Raw genomic sequence first — 18,958 nt, 5'->3', positions numbered from 1 at the left:
CTGCCAGGGTTCTCCCTGCCCCTGGTAGACCACGTCGATGATGTCCTGGCGGTTGATCGCGTGTGAGAGCGCCACCCGGAAGTCGTGGTCGTTGAAGATCTCCCGCAGATCGTCATCCTCGTGGGAGAGGTTCAGGGAGATCATCGCCGTGTTCATCTCACCCGGGATCAGGTCGAAGAACCCGTACCCCCCGGACTCCCGGTTCTCGGCGAGGACCGGCCGGTTGGCGAGGGTGTTGAAGTGCCGGGAGTGCATGTCCAGATCGCCGTTGAGGGCGCGGACCAGCATGACCTCCTCGTCCTGCAGGATGTCGAAGGTGACCTGGTCGATGTAGGGTAGCTGGTTGCCCTCGGAGTCGACCTTCCAGTAGTAGGGGTTGCGCTCCAGGACCATCTGGCCGGAGTCCGCCAGGGGCTCCACCACGTGCCAGGCGCGCAGCGTCGGCATGTCCGGGTTCTGCCAGTACTGGACGGAGCTGAGCACGCCGGCCTTGGCGTCGAACATCTCGACCCAGTCGGAGAACCCCTCCTCCTCGGCGAGCTCGTCGGCGTCCGGGGTGTGAGCGATGTGGAACTCGCCCAGGTAGTGCAGCGGCTTCTCCACCAGCTGGTACAGGATGAAGTTGTTCTCGATCCACAGGGCGTTCGGGTCGTCGAAGGTGATCGTCAGGGAGTGGTCGTCGAGCTTCTCCGCGGTGCCCGGGTCGGACGCCGCCATGGGTGACAGATCGTGGTCGTTGAAGACGTCGTTGAGCGCGAACACCACGTCGTCGGCGGTGAACGGCTCCCCGTCCGACCACTTGATCCCCTCGCGCAGCTGGATGGTGATCTCCGTGGCGTCCTCGTTGTACTCCCACTCGGTGGCGAGGTTGGGTACGGCCTCGTCCCACTCGGGGTCCCAACGGACGAAGTTCTCGTAGGCGACCGTGCGGCCCAGCCACGGCCAGTCGTGCGCGCCGACCAGGGCGGTTTTCCACTCGCCCCCGTAGACACCGATCCGTTCGTCGGGTTCCACGACCATCGGTTCGTCGGGTAGGCGTTCCTCCAGCGGTGGCAGGTCACCGCTCTCCACCAGTTCGGCGAGCATCGGCGCCTCGCCGGTGCCCTCCCCATGGGACCCGCCCTCGACGTCCGGGTCGAAGGAGAAGAAGGAACACCCGGTGGCCATCACGACCGCCGCGGCTCCCGCCGTCGCTCCCAGGCACCGCCTCGCCGTGGTGCTCCGATGCTGTCTCATGTACCTACTCCTGCCTCTGAGAGGTGGTGGGGGGATGGGACCGGCCGGTCGCACCGGCCGGTTCGAGGTCGTCGGCGTGATGGCAGGCGACCGTGCGCCCCGGCGGGTCGGTACGTGGTGCGGGCGTCTTGGTGACGCACAGCTCCGTGGCGTGCCGACAGCGGGGGTGGAAGGGGCAGCCGGACGGCGGCTTGGAGGGATCGGGGACCTCTCCGGTGAGGCGGATGCGTTCGCGTGAGCCGCGCAGCCGTGGGTCGGGTACGGGGACGGCGGAGATCAGCGCCTCGGTGTACGGGTGCCGCGGGGCACGGAACAGTTCTTCGGTGGGGGCGACCTCCACGATCCGGCCGAGGTACATGACGGCGACGCGGTCGCACACGTGCTCCACCACCGACAGGTCGTGCGAGATGAACAGGTAGGTCAGCCCCATCTCGTCCTGGAGGTCCTGGAGGAGGTTGAGGATCTGCGAGCGCACCGACGTGTCCAGTGCGCTCACCGCCTCGTCGGCCACCACCAGGCGCGGGCCCGGAACCAGGGCGCGGGCGATGCTCACGCGCTGGCGTTGCCCACCGGAGAACGCGTGCGGGTGGCGGCGCAGGTGATCGGGGTGCAGCCCCACGCGTTCGGTGATGTCGCGGACCCGGGCCTCGACCTCCCCGGGGGTGAGGTCGGTGAGCATCCGCAGCGGTTCGGCGATGATGTCGCGCAACGTCATCCGTGGGTTGAGCGAGGAGTGCGGGTCCTGGAAGACCATGCGGACCTCGCGCCGGTACACGCTCTCGTCGGCGCGGGGCAGGTCCAGGGCGTCCAGGAGCCGGCCCCGGGAGTCCCGGTAGAGGATGCCGCCGCGGGCCTCGGGGCGGGCCCGCATGACGCTCGTCCCCAGGGTGGTCTTGCCGCACCCGGACTCACCGACCAGACCCACGGTCTCTCCCGGGTGGATGTCCAGGTCCACCCCGGCGACCGCCCTTACGTACTCGGCCTTGCTTCGGATCCGGCGGCCTCGCACGGGGTAGTCGACCTCCAGGCCGCGCACGCTCAGGACGGCTTCAGTGGACATCGGCGGTCTCCTCACGGTCGGTGGTGCCCTCGCGGAGCAGGCACCGGACCTTGCGCCCCGGGCCGGGGACCGTGGTCCTAGGGACGGTGGTGTCGCACAAGCCCTCGACCGCCTCCGGACACCGGGGGTGGAACACACATCCGGGAAGTTCGGTGCCGGGTGCGGGAATGGAACCCCGGATGGTGGCCAATCGGCCACGACCGGCGGCGCCGAAGGTGGGTATCGCCTCCAGGAGGGCCCGGGTGTAGGGGTGTTGCGGGTGGTGGAAGATCTCGTCGACCGGTCCCTGCTCCACGACGGTGCCCAGGTACATGACGGCCACCTCGTCGGCGATCTCCGCGACCACGCCCATGTCGTGGGTGATGAACAGGACGCCCATGCCGGTGTTGCGGCGCAGGTCCGCGAGGAGGTCGAGGATCTGTGCCTGGGTGGTCACGTCCAGGGCCGTGGTGGGTTCGTCGGCGATGAGCACACGGGGGCCGCAGGCCAGGGCCATCGCGATCATGACCCGTTGGCGCATGCCGCCGGACAGCTGGAAGGGGTAGGAGTCCACGATCCGTTCGGGGGCCGGGACCCGGACCCGTTCGAGCAGCTCCACCGAGCGTGCGCGGGCCTCCTTGCGGGAGATGCCGGTGTGCACCCGCAGGGACTCGCCGATCTGGTTGCCGACGGTGTGCACCAGCGACAGTGACGACATGGGCTCTTGGAAGATCATGGCCACGTCCCGGCCGCGGACCGAGCGGATTCCCTTGCCGGTGGGGCGCAGTGCGGCCAGGTCGGTGGGTTCGGTGTCGGGGTGGTCGCCGGGCGGATACAGAAGGACGCGTCCGCCCACCACCTCTCCGGGCGGGTCGACCAGGCGCAGTACGGAGCGCGCCATCGCGCTCTTTCCGCACCCGCTCTCACCCACCACGCACAGCGTTCGACCGCGGCGTACCGTCAGGTCCACCCCGTCGACGGCGCGGATCACGGCGTCGTCGGTACGGAAGTGGGTCCGCAGGTCCCGGATGTCCAGGACGACTTCGTCGGTCATGGCGGAACCTCCCTACTTGTACGGGTCGGCGGCGTCGCGGATGCCGTCGCCGACGAAGTTGAGGACCAGGACTGCGACCGTCACCGCGACCCCGGGCAGCAGGACCCAGGGGGCGTGTGCGATCGAGTGGATGTTCTGCGCCTCCTGGAGGAGCACGCCCCAGCTCACGACCGGTTGTTGCAGCCCCAGGCCCAGGAAGGACAAGGAGGTCTCGGCGAGGATCATGAACGGCACCGCCAACGTCAGCGAGGCGATGATGTGGCTGGTGAAGGAGGGCAGCATGTGGCGGCCGATGACGCGCCCCGTGCCGCAGCCGTCCAACCTGGCGGCGGTCACGAAGTCCTCCTGCCTCAGGGAGAGGAAGCGTCCGCGCACCACGCGGGCCAGGTCGGTCCAGCCGATCAGCGACAGGATCACCGTGATCGCGAAGTAGGTCTGGATCGCCCCCCAGTCACTGGGGACGGCGGCGGACAGCCCCATCCACAGCGGGATCGTGGGGATGGACATCAGGAACTCGATGAGCCGCTGGATGTAGTCGTCGGTCCGCCCGCCGAAGTAGCCGGACACTCCGCCCAGGACCACACCGAGCACGAACGACAGCGCCACCCCGGCCAGGCCGATCGACATGGACACCCGGGTTCCGTGGATGATCCGCGAGGCCATGTCGCGGCCGTTGCGGTCGGCACCGAGGAAGTACACCTCCGTGTCGAGGTCCTTCGCGCCGATCAGGTGTCGGTCCATGGGGATCAGGCCCCACATCTCGTACTCCCGGCCTTGGACGAACAGCCCGACGGGGACCTTGGTGGACTCGTCCACCTCGTAGGTGTTGGCGTAGGTCTCCTCGTCGCGTTCGACCCGGTGGTCGTACACGTACATGCCGAGGTCGAACCCGTCGGAGGTGTCCACGAAGTGCAGTCGTTGCGGCGGCGCGTGGGTGCGGGCCGCGTCGTAGACATAGGGCGTGCTCGGTGACAGGAACTCGGAGAAGACCGACACCAGAACGAACCCGCACAGGATCAGGGCACCGAACACGGCCAACCTGTTGCGCGTGAACCGACGCCGGATGAGGACCCGTCGGGGGACGTCGTCGGGGGCCTTGCCCGTCTCGGGGAACCGGCCCATGTCAGACCCTCTCCACGTGCTGGTGTCGGATCCGGGGGTCCCACCAGGCCAGCAGCAGGTCGGACAGGAGTGTCCCGACGACCGTCAGGGCGCCCAGGACGAGGATGAAGCTCCCGGCCAGGTACATGTCCTGGCTCTGCAGGGCGTTGACCAGAAGCGGGCCGGTGGTCTCCAGGCTCAGGACGATGGAGACCATCACCTCGCCGCCCACGAGGGTCGGAAGGATCCAGCCGATGGTGCTGATGAACGGGCTCAGGGACATGCGCACCGGGTACTTGAGGATGAGCCGCCACTCCGGCAGCCCCTTGGCCCGGGCGGTGGTCACGTACGGCTTGCGCAGCTCGTCGAGGAGGTTGGCGCGCAGGACGCGGATCAGTGCCGCGGTTCCCGCGGTTCCGATGATGAGCACCGGGATCCACAGGTTGGACACCACGTCCATGACCTTGCCGAGGTTCCACGCCGCGTCGGCGTACTCGGGGGAGACGATTCCGCCGACGCTCTGCCCGAAGTAGCGGAACGACGCCCAGGCGAACAGCAGCGCCAGCATGAAGTTGGGGGTGGCCAGACCGATGAAGCCGATGAAGGTGACGACGTAGTCGCCGGCCGAGTACTGGCGGACCGCCGAGTACACCCCGATCGGGAAGGCGATCACCCAGCTCAGGATGAGCGTGCTGACGGCCAGGGCCAGGGTGAGACCGATGCGGTCCCAGATCAGGTCCGACACCTCGCGCCGGTGTTCGAAGGACTGTCCGAAGTCTCCGTGGAGGACGATCCCGCGGATCCACCGCCAGTACTGCACGACGACCGGGTCGTTGAGTCCGTAACGCTCCTCCAGGGCCCGGATCTGGGCGCCGTCCACACCCTGCCCCTGCGCGGAGAGTTGGGCGATGTAGGCGGTCAGGAAGTTGCCGGGCGGTAGCTGGATGATGAGGAACGCCACGAGCGAGATGGCGAACAGGGTGGGGACCATGTACAGGACGCGGCGGGCTATGTACCGGCGCATGCCGTACTCCCCTCGCCCGCCGCGCGGCCGGTCGCCCTCACAGCGAACGGCCTCCGCCCATCCGGTCGTGGAACGGTGAACCGGGGCCGAGATCGGCCGGGGTGACGGGTCGGCCTTCGAAGGAGGAGGCGTATACGCCGGCGACCAGGCGCATGGTGTTCAGCGCGTCGCGTGAGGTCACCGGGGGTGCGGTGCCCTTCTGCAGGGCGTCCAGGACCTGGACGATCTGGGCGTGGTGACCGCTGTTCACCCCGTGCTCGCCCGCGTCCCAGGCCGTGAGGACCTCCCTCTCGTGGCCCGGGGCCGGGGTGATCGTCCAGTCGGAGTCCCCGTAGCCGTACAGGTGGACGAGTTCGACGGTGGCCCGCTCGAAGTCGATCCGGATGCGGCTCTCCTCCCGGGGGGACAGCAGGCTGTTGACCACACTGGCCACCGCGCCACCGGAGAAGTCCACCCGGGCGATCGACAGGTCCTCGGTCTCGACTTCGCGGGCCTGGCGGCGCGCGACCGCCGACACCTCCGTCCACTCGCCGAGCAGTGCCAGGAGCAGGTCCATCTGGTGGATGCCGTGCCCCATGGTGGGTCCGCCGCCCTCGGTCTCCCACTTACCTCGCCAGGGCACGTCGAAGTACTCCTGTGGGCGGAACCAGGTGGTGTGACAGACCGCCACGAGCGGACGGCCCAGAACACCGGAGTCCATGAGCGCCCGCACCCGGCGAGCCCCCGAACCGAAGCGGTGCTGGAAGACCGTGGCCATCCACGGCCCGTGCTCACCGCCCTCGGCGGCGGCCATCCTCTCGATCTCGGCCAGGCTCAGCGCCGGCGGCTTCTCCACCAGGACCGACGCCCCGGCGGCCAGGCAGGCCTCCACCTGGACCCCGTGCCGCCCCGGAGGGGTGCACACGTGCACCAGGTCGGGCCGCACCTCGGAGAGCATCGTCGACAGGTCCGTGTACCCGCGCGGGACGTCGTGGTGCTCGCGGAAGGCGGCGAGGGTGTCGGGGTCGATGTCCACCGCGGCGACGACGTCGGCCCGGTCGGGCAGTCCACGTAGGGCCTCGGCGTGGAAACGGGCGATGTTGCCGGTGCCGACCACCGCGGTGCGGACGGGGCCGGTTATCGGTCGGGGGCGGGAATCCGGTTCGGGGGACGTGGTGCTCATGGGGGGATTTCCTCCTCAGGTACGTGGCGTCCGGTCGAGGAGCGGTTCCACGTGGGTGTCGCAGACGAGCCGGCGTCGGTGGTCGACGACCCGGGCGGGGCCGGTGAGCCGTACGCGTACGGTGTGCCGAATGTCGGCGCTGGAGGCTGCCAGACCGAGGACGAGTTCTCCGGGGTCGACGACGCGTCGCAGGTCACGTCCGGTGTAGGCGGCCAGGTCGGCGGGGACGGTGAAGCGCACCGTCGACCCCTGACCGGGTTCGAGGTCGAGTCGGGCGTAGCCGATGAGTCGACGCACCGGCTGTGTCACCTGGGCGACCGGGTCGGACAGGTACAGCTGCACGACCTCGGAGCCGGTTCGGGAACCGGTGTTGTGAACGGTGCAGCCGACGGTCACCTCGCCGTCGGTGGCGACCTCGACCGCGGTCTTCGTGGCCGGAGCGCCCTCGACCTCGGGGGCGCTCCACTCGAAGTCCGTGTACGACAGACCGTGCCCGAAGGGGTGGCGCGGGGTGGGGTCGACCGAACTGACCTGGCTCTTCCCGGCCAGCGGTGCCCCCAGGTAGGTGGCGGGTTGGCCGCCCGGGCTCCGTGGGATCGACACGGGCAGGCGCCCACCGGGTTCGACCCGACCGGAGAGCACCCCGGCGAGCGCGGGACCACCCTCCTCCCCGGGAAGGAACGCCTGGACGGCGGCGGCCAGGCGGTCGGCCACCGGTCCCAGCACGTAGGGGCGCCCGCTCGACAGCACCGCCACCACCGGGGTGCCGGTGTCCACGAGCGCCTCCAGGAGTTCCTGCTGGACCCCGGGCAGTCGCAGGTCGGTGGCGTCGCAGCCCTCCCCGGAGGTGCCGCGTCCGAACAGGTCGGAGCGATCCCCGAGGGCGACCACGCACACGCGCGCGGAGCGGGCCGCCTTCGTCGCCGCGCCGAACCCCTCCACCGAGTCGCCGTCCACGGTGCAGCCCTCGGCGTGGGTGATCCGGTGTCCGGGCAGCTCGTCGCGCAGCGCCGACGCCAGGGTGGGGATGGCCACCCCGACCTCCGTGCCGGGGTGGCGGCGTCCCACGTGCGCGGGGAAGGAGTAGCAGCCCAGCATGGCGTCCTCGGTGTCCGCGAGCGGGCCGATCAGGGCCACGTCCGCGCTGCCGTCGTCCCCGGCGCCAGGCAACGGCAGGGCGGCGCCGGAGTTGTCCAGCAGCACCACGGACCGCTCCGCGAGCCGGCGGGCGAGCGCGCGGTGTTCGGCCGGGTCCAGATCGATGTCCCCGTCCACCTCCGGGGACCAGCCCGCGTCGAGCATGCCCAGCTCGCACTTTTGGCGCAGGACCCTCCGGGCGGCACGGTCCACGGTCGCCTCGGGGACACGGCCGGCGCGGATCTCCTCGACCAGCAGATCCCCGTAGCAGTGGACGGTGGGCAGTTCGACGTCCACGCCCGCCGACAGGGCCAGGGCGCCCGCGTGGGCCGGGGACTCGGCGAGCCCGTGCAGCTTGTGCAGGAAGTCGATCCCGAAGTAGTCGGCGACCACGGTTCCCTCGAAACCCCAGACGTCTCGGAGGAGGCCGGTGAGCAGGCCCTCGTCGGCGGCGGCCGGCAGCCCGTCGTTGTCGTTGTAGGCGTGCATCACCGATCGGGCCTCGCCGTCGCGGACCGCCATCTCGAACGGTGGCAGGATCACGTCGGCGAACTCGCGGGGACCGATGGAGACCGGTGCCAGGTTGCGGCCCGAACGGGACGCCGAGTAGCCGGCGAAGTGCTTGAGGGTGGCCACGATCCCGGTGGACTGGAGCCCGCGGACGTAGGCGGTGGCGACCGTGCCGACCAGGTGGGGGTCCTCGCCGATGGTCTCCTCGGTACGACCCCAACGGGCGTCGCGCACCACGTCCAACACGGGGGCCAACCCCTGGTGGGCGCCGACCGCGCGCATGCTCCGGCCGATCTGCGCGGCCATCCGCTCGACCAGGGGCGGGTCGAAGGAGGCTCCCCAGGCCAGGGGTACGGGGTAGATCGTCGCGGTCCAGGCGGCGAAGCCGGCCAGGCACTCCTCGTGGGCCACAGCCGGGATACCGAAGCGGTTGGCGGCCATGATCTCGCGTTGGCTGCGGGCCAGGGAGGCGCGGCCCTCGGCGGGGTCGACCGGGACGGTGCCGAAGGGGCGGGTGAGTTGGCCCAGCCCGTCCTTGACGACCTTGTCCCAGGTAGGGGGTTCCTGGGACAGGTCGTGCTGGTGCGGGGCGACGGGCTCGCCGTCGGAGCTCGCCTGGACCCACACTCCGTACAGCTGGGAGACCTTCTCCTCGAGGGTCATCGCGGACAAGAGCGCCTCCACACGCTCCTCGGTCGTCGCGGTGGGGTCCTGCCAGTGCTGGTCGGCCGTCACCGGGGGTGTCTCGGTGGGGCGAGCGGATGACCTGGTCAAGGAGTGCCTTTCCATGGTGGGGACACGGGGCATACCGGGGTGACCGGCGTACTCCGAAAGTTTCGTAAATTTTCGCGAAACTTGTTGCCGGTGAATGTACGTTCACGTCCCCGCAGGGTCAACCCCCTTGGGAGGGGTGGATCACACTTTTCCGAGAGGCTCCGCCCATCCGGAAGGGGAGTGAGGCCAGGAGCGAGGTCACCTTCGGCCGATGGGTCTCCGAAACTTTCGGGCAGTCGGAACGGCGCATGCAAAAGGGGCGGACCGGTGTTCGGTCCGCCCCTCGGGGTCGTCGGTTCAGTGGTGGATCAGGGGGCGATCACGGCCTCGACATCGCCGAAGCGTTCGATCTCACATCCGTTGCGCTTGTTGAACTCGGTGTCGATCTCGGTGTCCTCGATGTGGCCGGTCACCCGGGCCTCTTCGGGTCCACCGATCTGCATCGTGCACGCCATGTCAAAGGTGTCCATGGTGAAGGGCTCGGTGCCGATCTCGTCGATCGCTGCGCAGGCGGCCTCGGGGTCGGGGTGGTCACCCCCGGCGGGCGCGCAGGTCAAAGTCCACGTGCCCTCCTCGAAACCCTCCTGGACGGGCAGTCCGTCCTCACCGGACACCGAGGTCTCGATCACGAGCTCCACGGCGGCGTCGCCACCGTCGGTATCCTCGGCGTCCTCTTCCTCTTCGGTTCCGTCGGTCTCGGTCTCTTCGGGGGCTTCCGCGCCGGGGGCGGGTGCGTCCACCTCGGCGGGCTCGTTGCCGCAGGCCGTGATAAGCAGGCCAAGGGCTGCGAGAGCGGCGAGGCGGGTCGGCAGGGCCGTTGCGAAGGTGTGCATACGCATACCGCTTTGACGGAGAGCCGGATCACTCGGTTCCTCCGGTTCTCACATTTTTTGTACACACCTGACACAGGGGGTCACATGTTCGGTCAACAGGTCGCAGAGGTGCTGGTCGGCGAGGTGCCCGAGGGCGGATACCTCCTCGACGTCCGCGAGGACGACGAGTGGAACGCGGGGCACGCGCCGGACGCGGTGCACATCCCGCTCGGCACGCTGGGCGAGCGCGTCGCCGAGGTGCCCAAGGACAAGAAGGTCTACGTCGTCTGTCGCGCGGGCGGACGCTCGGCCCAGGCCACCATGGCGCTCAACCAGGCAGGCTGGGACGCGGTGAACGTCGCCGGCGGCATGCAGGCCTGGGAACAGGCCGGACGGGACATGGAGACCGATTCGGACAGTGAGCCCCGGGTGATCTGAGCGCCGAATCCGGACGGATTACGCAAAGGCCTGCCACTCGGAGGCTTTCGAGTGGCACTATGACGACGTGAGTTCCGAGCGCGCGCCCCTCAGCGCCGAAGCCATGCTCGCCTCTTCGGCGGATGCGGTGATCGGTATCGACGGCGAGCTCCGAGTCACCTTCTGGAATCCGGCGGCCGAACGAATGCTCGGCTGGTCCGCGGACGAGGTGATCGGTGGCGAGCTGCCGATCGTCCCGCCGGAGTTGAGGCCCGAGCACGGCGCGGTGCTCGAACAGGTGCGCGCCGGGACCCCGTTGACCATCTTCAGCCGCAGGATGCGCCGGGACGGGACCGCTCTGGACGTGCGGGTCAGCACGGGGTGCGTGTACGACGACCAGGGTCGGCACGCCGGGTGGGTGCTGGTCCTCTACCCACGGGAGAAGGAGTCCCAGGCCCAGACCTCGGCGATGGAGCGCGCCCGCCTGGTGCGGCGGCTCACCGACGTCGTCGCCGACATCAACGCCGACCTCAGCCTCAAGTCGGTCCTGGACCGGATCACCAGCAGTCTCACCGAGCTCACCGGCGCCGATGCCGGGGGGTTCGTGCTGTTGGAGGAGGACAAGGTGCGGCTGGTGAGCCTCACCCACCTGTCCGGCGAGCTGTACGGGTTCAGCGCTTCACTGGAGACCAGTCTGTTCGGCGAACTGCTGCGCAGCGGCAAGTCCGTGCTGTTGGCCAACAGCGACACCCGCAGCCTGGAGGACCTCATCTGGGCCGATCTGCCCGGACTCCACACCATCGCCCTGTGCGTGTCCAACGCCCAGGGGCGGCCCTACGGCGCGTTGTACGCCCTGTACAGCCGGCGCAAGGTCGGGCACGTGGAGCTGGAGTTGCTGGAACTCCTGGCGTCGCACGCCGGGGTGGCGATCGGCAACGCGATGGCCTATGAGGAGCTCAAGCTGCAGCGGGCGCGGGAACAGGCGGTCGCGGACTCCAGCGCGGACGGGATCGCGGTGCTGGACATCAACGGCAAGGTCCGTAAGTGGAACCGCTCCGCGGCCGAGCTCACCGGCTACACCTTCGAGGAGATGGAGGGCAAACACCCGCCCTTCCCCATCCCGGTGGCGCACGGCGATCCGGTCAAGCACAAGAACGAGGGCGGTCGCTGGCTGGAGATCCTCATGGCGCGGATCCCCAGCACCGACGAATGGGTGGTGGACTTCCGCGACATCACGGCGCAGAAGGCCCTGGAGGAGGAACGCGAGTTCTTCCTGGCCAGCACCGGACACGAGCTGCGGACCCCGGTCACGGTCATCCAGGGGTACGCGGCGATGCTGTCCCGCAAGGGTGAACGGCTGGGCCCGGCCGGACGCCAGGAGGCCAGCGAGATCATCCTCGACCGGGCGCGTGCCCTGGCCAAGTTGGTGGAGCGGCTGCGGCTCGGTTCGGACGTGGCCAGCGGCGAGATGACCCTGGACCGGGTCCCGTTCGACCTGGTCGAGCTGCTCGGCCAGTCCGTGGCGGCGTTCCGTCCGTTGGCGGAGCGTCAGGAGCTGGTGCTGGACTCGGAGGGTCCGCTGTGCACCGTGGGGGATCCACTGGTCACCGGCATGGTCATGGACCAGCTGTTGGAGAACGCGCTCAAGTTCTCGCCGGAGGGCGGCCGGGTGCGGGTCCACGTGGACGTCGACGAGGACGAGGACACGCTCACGATCCACGTGGACGACGAGGGCATCGGCATCGACCCCGGTGACGAGGAGCAGATCTTCGAGCGGTTCTTCCAGAGCGGGGAGCGGGGCGATCGTCGAGGCTACGGAGGGCTCGGCATCGGCCTGTACATCGTGCGCCAGTTGGTTCGGGAACAGGGCGGCGAGGTCACCGCGCACCGGTTGACCAAGGGCACCCGTATGCGGATCACGGTGCCCAGACACCGGGGCGAGGATCCCGGCCCGGACGTGGTCCTGTCCGAAACCTCCGCTGCCGGGGAGGGCGGAGGGGTCCCCTCGGCCCGCAGCTAGAACCCGCGGGCCACGGCGGTCTCGGAAAACCCGAGAAACCCTGGAATTGCGATGGCTCCGGGGATGCGCGCCTCGCCGAGGGGCTACGTGTCCGTAGTTTCACCTCCGGGTTGGTTTCCTCCCCTGGTGTTCGGGGCATTTCCACCCCTGGTGGAATTCGCCGTCATACAACGGGCGGGTTCCGGGCCGGCTGATAAGCACGAACGCGCAGGGACGAAAGCCGTGACAGGAGAACACACCTCACTCGACGCCGAGGACCCCCAGAACCCTCGAAAAGTCGAGCGAAGCGTCACTCTTCCCTACGTTCCCGAAAGTGTCACCGACGCCAGACGCGGCCTCTGCGCGGACCTGCGGTCCCTGCGGATCCGTGATTCCCTGGTCGACGACGCCGCCCTGATCCTCAGTGAACTGGTCGGCAACGCGCTCCGTCACGCCGGACCCCTGCCCGGCGACACGGTCGGTGTCTCCTGGCGGTTGGCGACGGACGAAGGGGCCTTCGGGGCCCGGCTGGAGATCGCGGTCCGCGACGGTGGGTCGACCACCATGCCGAGGGTGTCCCGCCCCTCGATCTCCGGGTTGGGCGGCCGTGGTCTGGGCATCGTCCAGACCCTGGCCGGACGTTGGGGCACCGAGATGGACGCGACCACGACCACGGTCTGGGCGGTCCTGGACGTCACCGCCGACGATCTGCCGAGCGATGACGACGACGCGGTGACCGATCCGCCCGTCTCCCTCCTGGAGCGGGCACGTCATGCCCAGGGCCGAGGCGTCTTCGAACTGGACCTGGGCGTCCACCATGACGAACCGGCCTGGGGAGCCCTGCTCTAGCCGGCCTCGCTCCTGTCCCGGCCCTGGTCACGGCCCCAGGAGTGGATGAATGTGACCGATGGCGCGAAACGCCGTCGGCGAGGTGGCCCGGCCTTGTCATGGGCGCTACAGTCACGACTGTGGAGTTGAAGATATCGAGCCGGTCTCAAGATGACGTCGTGGTGGTAACCGTTGGCGGTGAGATCGACCTGTACACGGCACCCCAGTTGCGCGACGAGCTCGTCGGTTCCCTCGAGGAGGGGACACGACGGCTGCTCGTGGACATGTCACGGACGGAGTTTTGCGACTCGACCGGGATCAGCGTCCTGCTGGCGGCGATGAAGCGCGCCCGTGAAAAAGGCGGCGACCTGGAGATCGTGGCGCCCAGGCCCGCGGTCATGAAGGTCCTCGAAGTCACCGGACTGCACGAGGTCTTCACCATTCACTCCGACCTCGACGTGTTGCCGGTGGTCGCGGGAACCGGCACCGCACAGTAGCGGCCGTGTCCCAGGAGCCCTACCGGTCCCATGAAGCGGCCGGTGCGGCCGTCGCGGTGGTGATTCCCGCCAAGAACGAGGCCGAGCGCATCGGAGCGACCGTCGGTGCCGCGCGCGGGCTCCCCGGAGTGGACCTGGTCGTCGTGGTCGACGACGGGTCGACGGATGACACCGTGGCCCTGGCCCTGGACGCCGGGGCCCGCGTGTTCCGGCACAGCCGCAACCGCGGCAAGGGCGCCGCCATGGAGACCGGGGCCGAGGGGGTCCGCCTGGTGGAGGAACACGAGGCGGCGTCGGGCACCGTGCGTGTACCGCGCCACCTGTTGTTCCTCGACGCCGACCTCGCCGGCAGCGCCGAGGGCGCCGCCCCGTTGGTCACGCCGGTGCTGGAGGGCGTCGCGGACATGACCGTCGCCCTCTTCCCCGCCACCCGTCTGCGCCTCGGCGGCCACGGGTTCGTGGTCCGCCTGGCCAGGGGCGGGGTCCACAAGGCCACCGGTTGGGAGCCCGAACAGCCGTTGAACGGCCAGCGCTGCTTGACCCGCGCGGCGTTCGAAGCGGCGCGGCCACTGGCTCCGGGGTTCGGTGTGGAGACCGGGCTGAGCATCGACGTCCTGCGTGCCGGCTTCCGTGTGGTGGAGGTCGAGGTGCCCTTGGAGCACCGGGCGACCGGCACGGACCTGCAGGCCCAGATGCACCGGGCGCACCAGTTCGTGGACGTGGCCAGGGCGTTGACGTCCCGGGAGCTGGGTCCGACCCTGCGCCGGACCTGGGGGCGCACGGTCGATGGTGTTCGGGCCACGGGTCGGGAAATACCCCGGAAAATCGGGCAGATTACTCGCAAAAAACGCTAAGAGTCACCTACCGGATGCTATGCGTGGCGATACGCTCGCGCTGTGTTCACTACCATCCTGGCTCTCATCGGACTGCTCATCGGACTGGGCGGCCTCGCCGTCGGCGGCTACGCGTTGCTTCGGGCCCGTGAGGCCCAAGGCGAGTACCGGGCCCTGGCCAAACGCGCGCTCGACGTCAACGCCACCGGTTCGGATCCGCGTTCCGTGCGCGACGTCGCGGTACTGCACTACGACGCCCTGGAGGAGATGACGGGCGCACGTTCCTTCTCATTGGCACTGCTCAACAGCCACGGCGACGGTTTGGTGGTCACCTCCATCAACGGGCGTACCGAGACCCGTACCTACGCCAAGGTCGTCACCCGGGGCGAGTCCGAGGACCGTCTCAGCCCCGAGGAATACCGGGTGATCCGGTCCGCGCGACTCGGTGAGGGGATCGGCGCGACTTCGCCCCAGACGGCACAGGAAGAAGGCGACACCGTACCCGCGGAACCGGAGAAGGACCTGGTCACAGTGGTGCCCGGACCCGAGAAGGAGGCCGAGTCGGACACCGGCGGCGTCGACGAGGCACGGGCCCCGGAACCCAGGACCCCGGACCCCGACACGACGGGATCCGTGACACCCGACTTCCGGAACTGATCCCACCCGGATCACGCGTCCCGTATAGCCTGAACAGCATGCCCAACCGTTACGCCTACCTCGGCCCCGAGGGCACCTTCACCGAGGCGGCCCTGCGCGCTCTGCGTCCCGACGCGCCCGCGCAAGCCCGTGTTCCCTGCGACGGAGTGGCGGCGGTCTTCGACTCGGTCCGCTCCGGCGCCGTGGACGGCGGGGTCGTGCCTTTGGAGAACTCGGTCGAGGGTGGGGTCACCACCACCATCGCCGAACTCATCAACGGCGAACCCCTGCTCATCACCGGTGAGACCGCTGTCCCGGTCGAGTTCGCGCTCTTCGCCCGGTCCGGAACCGTGCTGGAGGACGTCAAACGGGTGGCCACGCACCCGCACGCCCTCGCCCAGTGCCGCGGATGGCTGTCCCGGAACCTCCCGGACGCCGACACCCACACCGTGTCCTCCACCGCGGCCGCCGCCCGCGCGGTCTCCGAACCCGGATCGCCCTACGAGGCCGCGATCTGCGCCGTCATCGCCGGTGAACGCTACGGGCTGCACGCCCTGGCCACCGGGGTCGGGGACCGCTCCGACGCCGCCACCCGGTTCATCTACCTGTCCCGGGCCGGCGCCCTGCCCGAACCCACCGGGGCGGACCTGACCTCCCTGGTCGCCTTCATCGCCGACGACCACCCCGGTGCGCTCATCGAGGTGCTCAACCAGTTCGCCGTCCGTGGCGTCAACCTCACCCGCCTGGAGTCGCGCCCCACCGGTGACGGTCTCGGCAGCTACTGCTTTTGCATCGACGCCGAAGGACATGTCGCCGACGCCCGTGTGGGCGAAGCTCTCATGGGCATCCGTCGGGTCTGCCGTGACGTCCGGTTCCTCGGCAGCTACCCGCGCCGCAGCAAGGGCACCGAACTCGACCCGCCGTTGCGACCGCGCGCGGCCACCGACGCCGACTTCGCCGAAGCGGAGCGCTGGCTCGCCCGCGTCCGCGCCGGCGAGATCGACTGAGGCGACCGCACCACCGGCGGTCGCCCGGTCGTGCGCTCAGCCGGCCTCGGAGAGGCCTTCCTCGTCGAACACCCACTCCTCGGTCGCGGCCCGGCGCAGTTCCAGATACAGCGCCAACCTCAGCGCGGTGTCCTCCGAACCAGCGTCGTCCAGCGCCTCCAGGGCCTCGGTGAGTTCCCCGGTCGTCATCTCACCCAGCGGTTTCACGACAGTCCCCCAAGATCCGAACGCGCCGCCGGTGTCTCTCCTCGGCGGCCCTTCCTATGGGGATGACGGGGGATCGGGCCGTTCATGACGTGACTGTGCGCAAAAGATGTGGGGTCGGAGCCGGACGGGCGGTAACCTGCAAGGCGTGATCGACCTTCGCGCTCTTCGAGAAGACCCCGACCGACTCCGTGCATCGCAGCGGGCCCGCGGGGAGGACCCCTCCATCGCCGACCGACTGCTCGAACTGGACGCCGGTCGCCGTTCCGCTCTGACCCGGTTCGAAACCCTGCGCGCCGAACAGAAGAGCGTGGGCAAGTCCGTCTCCAAGGCGTCCGCGGAGGAGCGCGACGAACTCCTGACCAAGGCCAAGTCCCTGGCCGCCGAGGTCAAGGAGGCCGAGGCGGAGGCCGGGCGGCTGGGCGACGAGCTCGACACCGCCCTGGCCCGCGTGCCCAACCTCGTGGAGGAAGGCGCCCCTGAGGGCGGTGTCGACGACTTCGTGGTCCTGGAGACCGTGGGCGAGCCCCGCGAGTTCGACTTCACCCCGCGCGACCACCTGGAGCTGGGCGAGATGCTCGGCGCCATCGACATGGAGCGCGGGGCCAAGGTCTCCGGTGCCCGGTTCTACTTCCTCACCGGTGTGGGCGCCCAGCTGGAGCTGGCGCTGCTCAACATGGCGATGAACCAGGCCATCGAGGCGGGCTTCACCCCGATGATCCCTCCGGTCCTGGTCAAGCCCGAGACCATGGAGGGCACCGGCTTCCTCGGTGAGCACTCCGACGAGATCTACCACCTGCCCGAGGACGACCTGTACCTGGTCGGTACCTCGGAGGTGGCCCTGGCCGGTTACCACGGCGGGGAGATCCTGTCGGCGGACGCCCTGCCCAACCGGTACATCGGATGGTCGTCGTGCTTCCGTCGGGAGGCCGGATCCTACGGCAAGGACACACGCGGCATCATCCGCGTCCACCAGTTCAACAAGGTGGAGATGTTCGTCTACACCCACCCGGACCAGGCCCATGAGGAGCACAAGCGGCTCCTGGCCTGGGAGCGGCGGATGCTCGACAAGCTCGACCTGCCCTACCGCGTGGTGGACATCGCCGGTGGCGACCTGGGCACCAGCGCCGCCCGCAAGTACGACTGTGAGGCGTGGGTCCCCACCCAGGAGACCTACCGTGAGCTGACCTCCACCTCGAACTGCACCGACTTCCAGGCCCGACGCCTCAACGTCCGCTACCGGGACGAGGACGGCAAGCCGCGCTTCGCCGCGACCCTCAACGGCACGTTGGCCACCACCCGGTGGATCGTCGCCATCTTGGAGAACCACCAGCGCGAGGACGGATCCGTGGTCGTCCCCGAGGCGCTGCGTCCCTACCTGGGCAAGGACGTCCTGGAGCCGATCCAGGCGCCCAAGGGCAAGAAGAAGTAGCGCGTCCGAGCCCGAACGCGCGGGAGCCCGGAAGACCTCGCCGAGGTCTTCCGGGCTCCTCTTCGTCGAGGGGCCTGGAGCGCGGAACCTACAGGTAGGGGCCCGACCCCATGCTCGGCCGGTCCTGCTCCTCGCCCGGACCACCGGGACCCTGGGACTGGAGACCGACCACGCCGGGAGGCAGCGCCTTGCGCATGTTCTCCAGCTGGGCACGGGCGGCCATCTGCTGGGCGACCAGGGTGGTCTGGATGCCGTGGAACAGGCCCTCCAACCAGCCCACCAGCTGTGCCTGGGCGATCCGGAGTTCGGCGTCACTGGGCGCGGTACCGTCCGCGAAGGGCAGGGTGAGCCGTTCGAGTTCCTCGATCAGTTCCGGTGCGAGACCGTCCTCCAGCTCCTTGATCGAGGAGGTGTGGATCTCCTTCAGTCGGGAGCGGCTGGCCTCGTCCAGCGGAGCCGCCTTCACCTCTTCCAGGAGCTGACGGATCATGCTGCCGATCCGCATGACCTTGGCGGGCTGCTCCACCATGTCGGCGAGTGAGCGGGTCTCCTCCGCGCCCTCGCCCCCATCGTCCTCGTGATCGGCGTCCGCGCCCACCACCAGGACCTGGGGCTCCTTCTGTTCGTCTGTGTTGCTCATCGATCCCCTAGTTCGGCTGTGTTCGGCACGCGTTCAACGGGCGAGAAGGATCTTGCCGGTGTGCGCGCTCGATTCCATGACACGATGCGCCTCCGCCGCGTCCCGCAAGGGCACCGTACGGTCGACGACGGGGCGGATGGTTCCTTTTTCTACCAACGGCCAAACGTGCTCCAGTACTCCCGAGACGATTTCAGCCTTCTCCACGGCCGGGCGGGAACGGAGCGTGGTCGCCTGTACCGAGAGCCGTTTGGCCAGCATGCGGCCCAGGTCGATCTCCGATCGCCGCCCGCCCATCAGACCGATGATCACCAGCCGGCCGTTGGTGGCCAACGAACGCAGGTTGGCGTCCAGGTAGGACCCGCCCATGATGTCGAGGACGACGTCCGCTCCGCCCTCGGCGCGCATCCGTTCGGTGAAGTCCTCGGTCCGGTAGTTGATGGTGATCTCGGCGCCCAGCTCGCGGCAGCGCTCCAGCTTCTCGTCGCTGCCCGCGGTGACCGCCACACGGGCGCCCAGGGCGCGCGCGAACTGGATCGCGAACGTGCCGATGCCGCTGCCGCCGCCGTGCAGGAGGACGGTCTCGCCGGCCTTCAACCGGCCCACCATCACCAGGTTC

19 protein-coding genes are annotated in these 18,958 nt (G+C 69.3%); 8 read left to right on the top strand and 11 right to left on the bottom strand.

Going from position 1 to position 18,958, the window contains the following annotated elements; all coding sequences use genetic code 11:
* The 8 genes from K8V84_RS01085 to K8V84_RS01050 form a co-directional block, all read right to left on the bottom strand.
* The coding region (locus K8V84_RS01085; protein WP_304069299.1) for an ABC transporter substrate-binding protein at positions 1 to 1,167 on the bottom strand (1,167 nt) is incomplete at its 3' end.
* A 73-nt stretch (positions 1,168 to 1,240) separates the two neighbouring features.
* A complete protein-coding gene (locus K8V84_RS01080; RefSeq protein WP_304069297.1) occupies positions 1,241 to 2,296 on the bottom strand; it encodes an ABC transporter ATP-binding protein in 1,056 nt (351 codons plus the stop codon).
* Positions 2,286 to 3,329, bottom strand: coding sequence for an ABC transporter ATP-binding protein (locus tag K8V84_RS01075; protein ID WP_304069295.1), 1,044 nt, complete (start codon positions 3,327 to 3,329; stop codon positions 2,286 to 2,288). Before K8V84_RS01075 ends, K8V84_RS01080 begins: the two co-directional genes overlap by 11 nt.
* Positions 3,330 to 3,341: 12 nt before the next feature.
* A complete protein-coding gene (locus K8V84_RS01070; protein ID WP_304069293.1) occupies positions 3,342 to 4,451 on the bottom strand; it encodes an ABC transporter permease in 1,110 nt (369 codons plus the stop codon).
* Position 4,452: 1 nt separating this feature from the next.
* Complete coding sequence (locus K8V84_RS01065) at positions 4,453 to 5,454, bottom strand: ABC transporter permease (protein ID WP_304069291.1); 1,002 nt, start codon at positions 5,452 to 5,454, stop codon at positions 4,453 to 4,455.
* Positions 5,455 to 5,491: 37 nt separating this feature from the next.
* Positions 5,492 to 6,616: a Gfo/Idh/MocA family oxidoreductase gene (locus K8V84_RS01060; protein ID WP_304069289.1), complete on the bottom strand. Its 1,125-nt coding sequence runs from the start codon at positions 6,614 to 6,616 to the stop codon at positions 5,492 to 5,494.
* Between the two features lie 15 nt (positions 6,617 to 6,631).
* Positions 6,632 to 9,037: a glycoside hydrolase family 3 N-terminal domain-containing protein gene (locus K8V84_RS01055; protein WP_304069287.1), complete on the bottom strand. Its 2,406-nt coding sequence runs from the start codon at positions 9,035 to 9,037 to the stop codon at positions 6,632 to 6,634.
* 308 nt (positions 9,038 to 9,345) lie between these two features.
* Entirely contained in the window at positions 9,346 to 9,876 is a 531-nt protein-coding gene (locus K8V84_RS01050) for an SSI family serine proteinase inhibitor (RefSeq protein WP_304069285.1), read from the bottom strand.
* Positions 9,877 to 9,954: 78 nt separating this feature from the next.
* On the opposite strand from K8V84_RS01050, the gene K8V84_RS01045 reads away from it, so the two are divergent.
* The 7 genes from K8V84_RS01045 to pheA all read left to right on the top strand — a co-directional run bounded on the left by K8V84_RS01045 (position 9,955) and on the right by pheA (position 16,066).
* Positions 9,955 to 10,287, top strand: coding sequence for a rhodanese-like domain-containing protein (locus K8V84_RS01045; protein WP_304069284.1), 333 nt, complete (start codon positions 9,955 to 9,957; stop codon positions 10,285 to 10,287).
* Between the two features lie 67 nt (positions 10,288 to 10,354).
* A complete protein-coding gene (locus K8V84_RS01040; RefSeq protein ID WP_304069282.1) occupies positions 10,355 to 12,286 on the top strand; it encodes a PAS domain S-box protein in 1,932 nt (643 codons plus the stop codon).
* A gap of 222 nt (positions 12,287 to 12,508) precedes the next feature.
* Positions 12,509 to 13,114 carry an ATP-binding protein gene (locus K8V84_RS01035; protein WP_304069280.1) on the top strand — a complete coding sequence of 202 codons (606 nt, stop codon included), beginning with the start codon at positions 12,509 to 12,511 and terminating at the stop codon, positions 13,112 to 13,114.
* 119 nt (positions 13,115 to 13,233) lie between these two features.
* Positions 13,234 to 13,590 (top strand): STAS domain-containing protein, encoded by a 357-nt coding sequence (locus K8V84_RS01030; protein WP_304069278.1) that lies wholly within the window; start codon positions 13,234 to 13,236, stop codon positions 13,588 to 13,590.
* A gap of 5 nt (positions 13,591 to 13,595) precedes the next feature.
* A complete protein-coding gene (locus K8V84_RS01025; RefSeq protein WP_304069276.1) occupies positions 13,596 to 14,444 on the top strand; it encodes a glycosyltransferase in 849 nt (282 codons plus the stop codon).
* 42 nt (positions 14,445 to 14,486) lie between these two features.
* Positions 14,487 to 15,080 (top strand): DUF4446 family protein, encoded by a 594-nt coding sequence (locus K8V84_RS01020; protein ID WP_304069274.1) that lies wholly within the window; start codon positions 14,487 to 14,489, stop codon positions 15,078 to 15,080.
* A 38-nt stretch (positions 15,081 to 15,118) separates the two neighbouring features.
* Positions 15,119 to 16,066 (top strand): prephenate dehydratase, encoded by a 948-nt coding sequence (pheA, locus tag K8V84_RS01015; RefSeq protein ID WP_304069272.1) that lies wholly within the window; start codon positions 15,119 to 15,121, stop codon positions 16,064 to 16,066.
* A gap of 36 nt (positions 16,067 to 16,102) precedes the next feature.
* Here the strand turns inward: pheA and K8V84_RS01010 are convergent, their stop codons facing one another.
* Positions 16,103 to 16,273 carry a hypothetical protein gene (locus K8V84_RS01010; RefSeq protein WP_304069270.1) on the bottom strand — a complete coding sequence of 57 codons (171 nt, stop codon included), beginning with the start codon at positions 16,271 to 16,273 and terminating at the stop codon, positions 16,103 to 16,105.
* A gap of 145 nt (positions 16,274 to 16,418) precedes the next feature.
* Here K8V84_RS01010 and serS point away from each other — a divergent pair, with 145 nt between their 5' ends.
* Complete coding sequence (gene serS / locus K8V84_RS01005; RefSeq protein ID WP_304069268.1) at positions 16,419 to 17,702, top strand: serine--tRNA ligase; 1,284 nt, start codon at positions 16,419 to 16,421, stop codon at positions 17,700 to 17,702.
* Between the two features lie 88 nt (positions 17,703 to 17,790).
* On the opposite strand, the gene K8V84_RS01000 is transcribed toward serS, so the two are convergent.
* Together K8V84_RS01000 and K8V84_RS00995 are read right to left on the bottom strand one after the other, a co-directional pair.
* Complete coding sequence (locus K8V84_RS01000; protein ID WP_304069266.1) at positions 17,791 to 18,342, bottom strand: bacterial proteasome activator family protein; 552 nt, start codon at positions 18,340 to 18,342, stop codon at positions 17,791 to 17,793.
* 33 nt (positions 18,343 to 18,375) lie between these two features.
* The coding region (locus K8V84_RS00995; protein WP_304069265.1) for a zinc-binding dehydrogenase at positions 18,376 to 18,958 on the bottom strand (583 nt) is incomplete at its 5' end.

Origin of the sequence: Nocardiopsis listeri (assembly GCF_020741345.1) — a bacterium.
Taxonomy (GTDB): domain Bacteria; phylum Actinomycetota; class Actinomycetes; order Streptosporangiales; family Streptosporangiaceae; genus Nocardiopsis; species Nocardiopsis listeri_A.
The sequence above is the reverse complement of the archived record's forward strand: the minus strand, read 5'-3'. Positions and strand labels throughout refer to the sequence as shown.

Coding starts and splice junctions, on each gene's coding strand:
- K8V84_RS01080 (WP_304069297.1), bottom strand. CDS start 2,296: ATGTCCACTGAAGCCGTCCTGAGCGTGCGCGGCCTGGAGGTCGACTAC.
- K8V84_RS01075 (WP_304069295.1), bottom strand. CDS start 3,329: ATGACCGACGAAGTCGTCCTGGACATCCGGGACCTGCGGACCCACTTC.
- K8V84_RS01070 (WP_304069293.1), bottom strand. CDS start 4,451: ATGGGCCGGTTCCCCGAGACGGGCAAGGCCCCCGACGACGTCCCCCGA.
- K8V84_RS01065 (WP_304069291.1), bottom strand. CDS start 5,454: ATGCGCCGGTACATAGCCCGCCGCGTCCTGTACATGGTCCCCACCCTG.
- K8V84_RS01060 (WP_304069289.1), bottom strand. CDS start 6,616: ATGAGCACCACGTCCCCCGAACCGGATTCCCGCCCCCGACCGATAACC.
- K8V84_RS01050 (WP_304069285.1), bottom strand. CDS start 9,876: ATGCGTATGCACACCTTCGCAACGGCCCTGCCGACCCGCCTCGCCGCT.
- K8V84_RS01045 (WP_304069284.1), top strand. CDS start 9,955: ATGTTCGGTCAACAGGTCGCAGAGGTGCTGGTCGGCGAGGTGCCCGAG.
- pheA (WP_304069272.1), top strand. CDS start 15,119: ATGCCCAACCGTTACGCCTACCTCGGCCCCGAGGGCACCTTCACCGAG.
- K8V84_RS01000 (WP_304069266.1), bottom strand. CDS start 18,342: ATGAGCAACACAGACGAACAGAAGGAGCCCCAGGTCCTGGTGGTGGGC.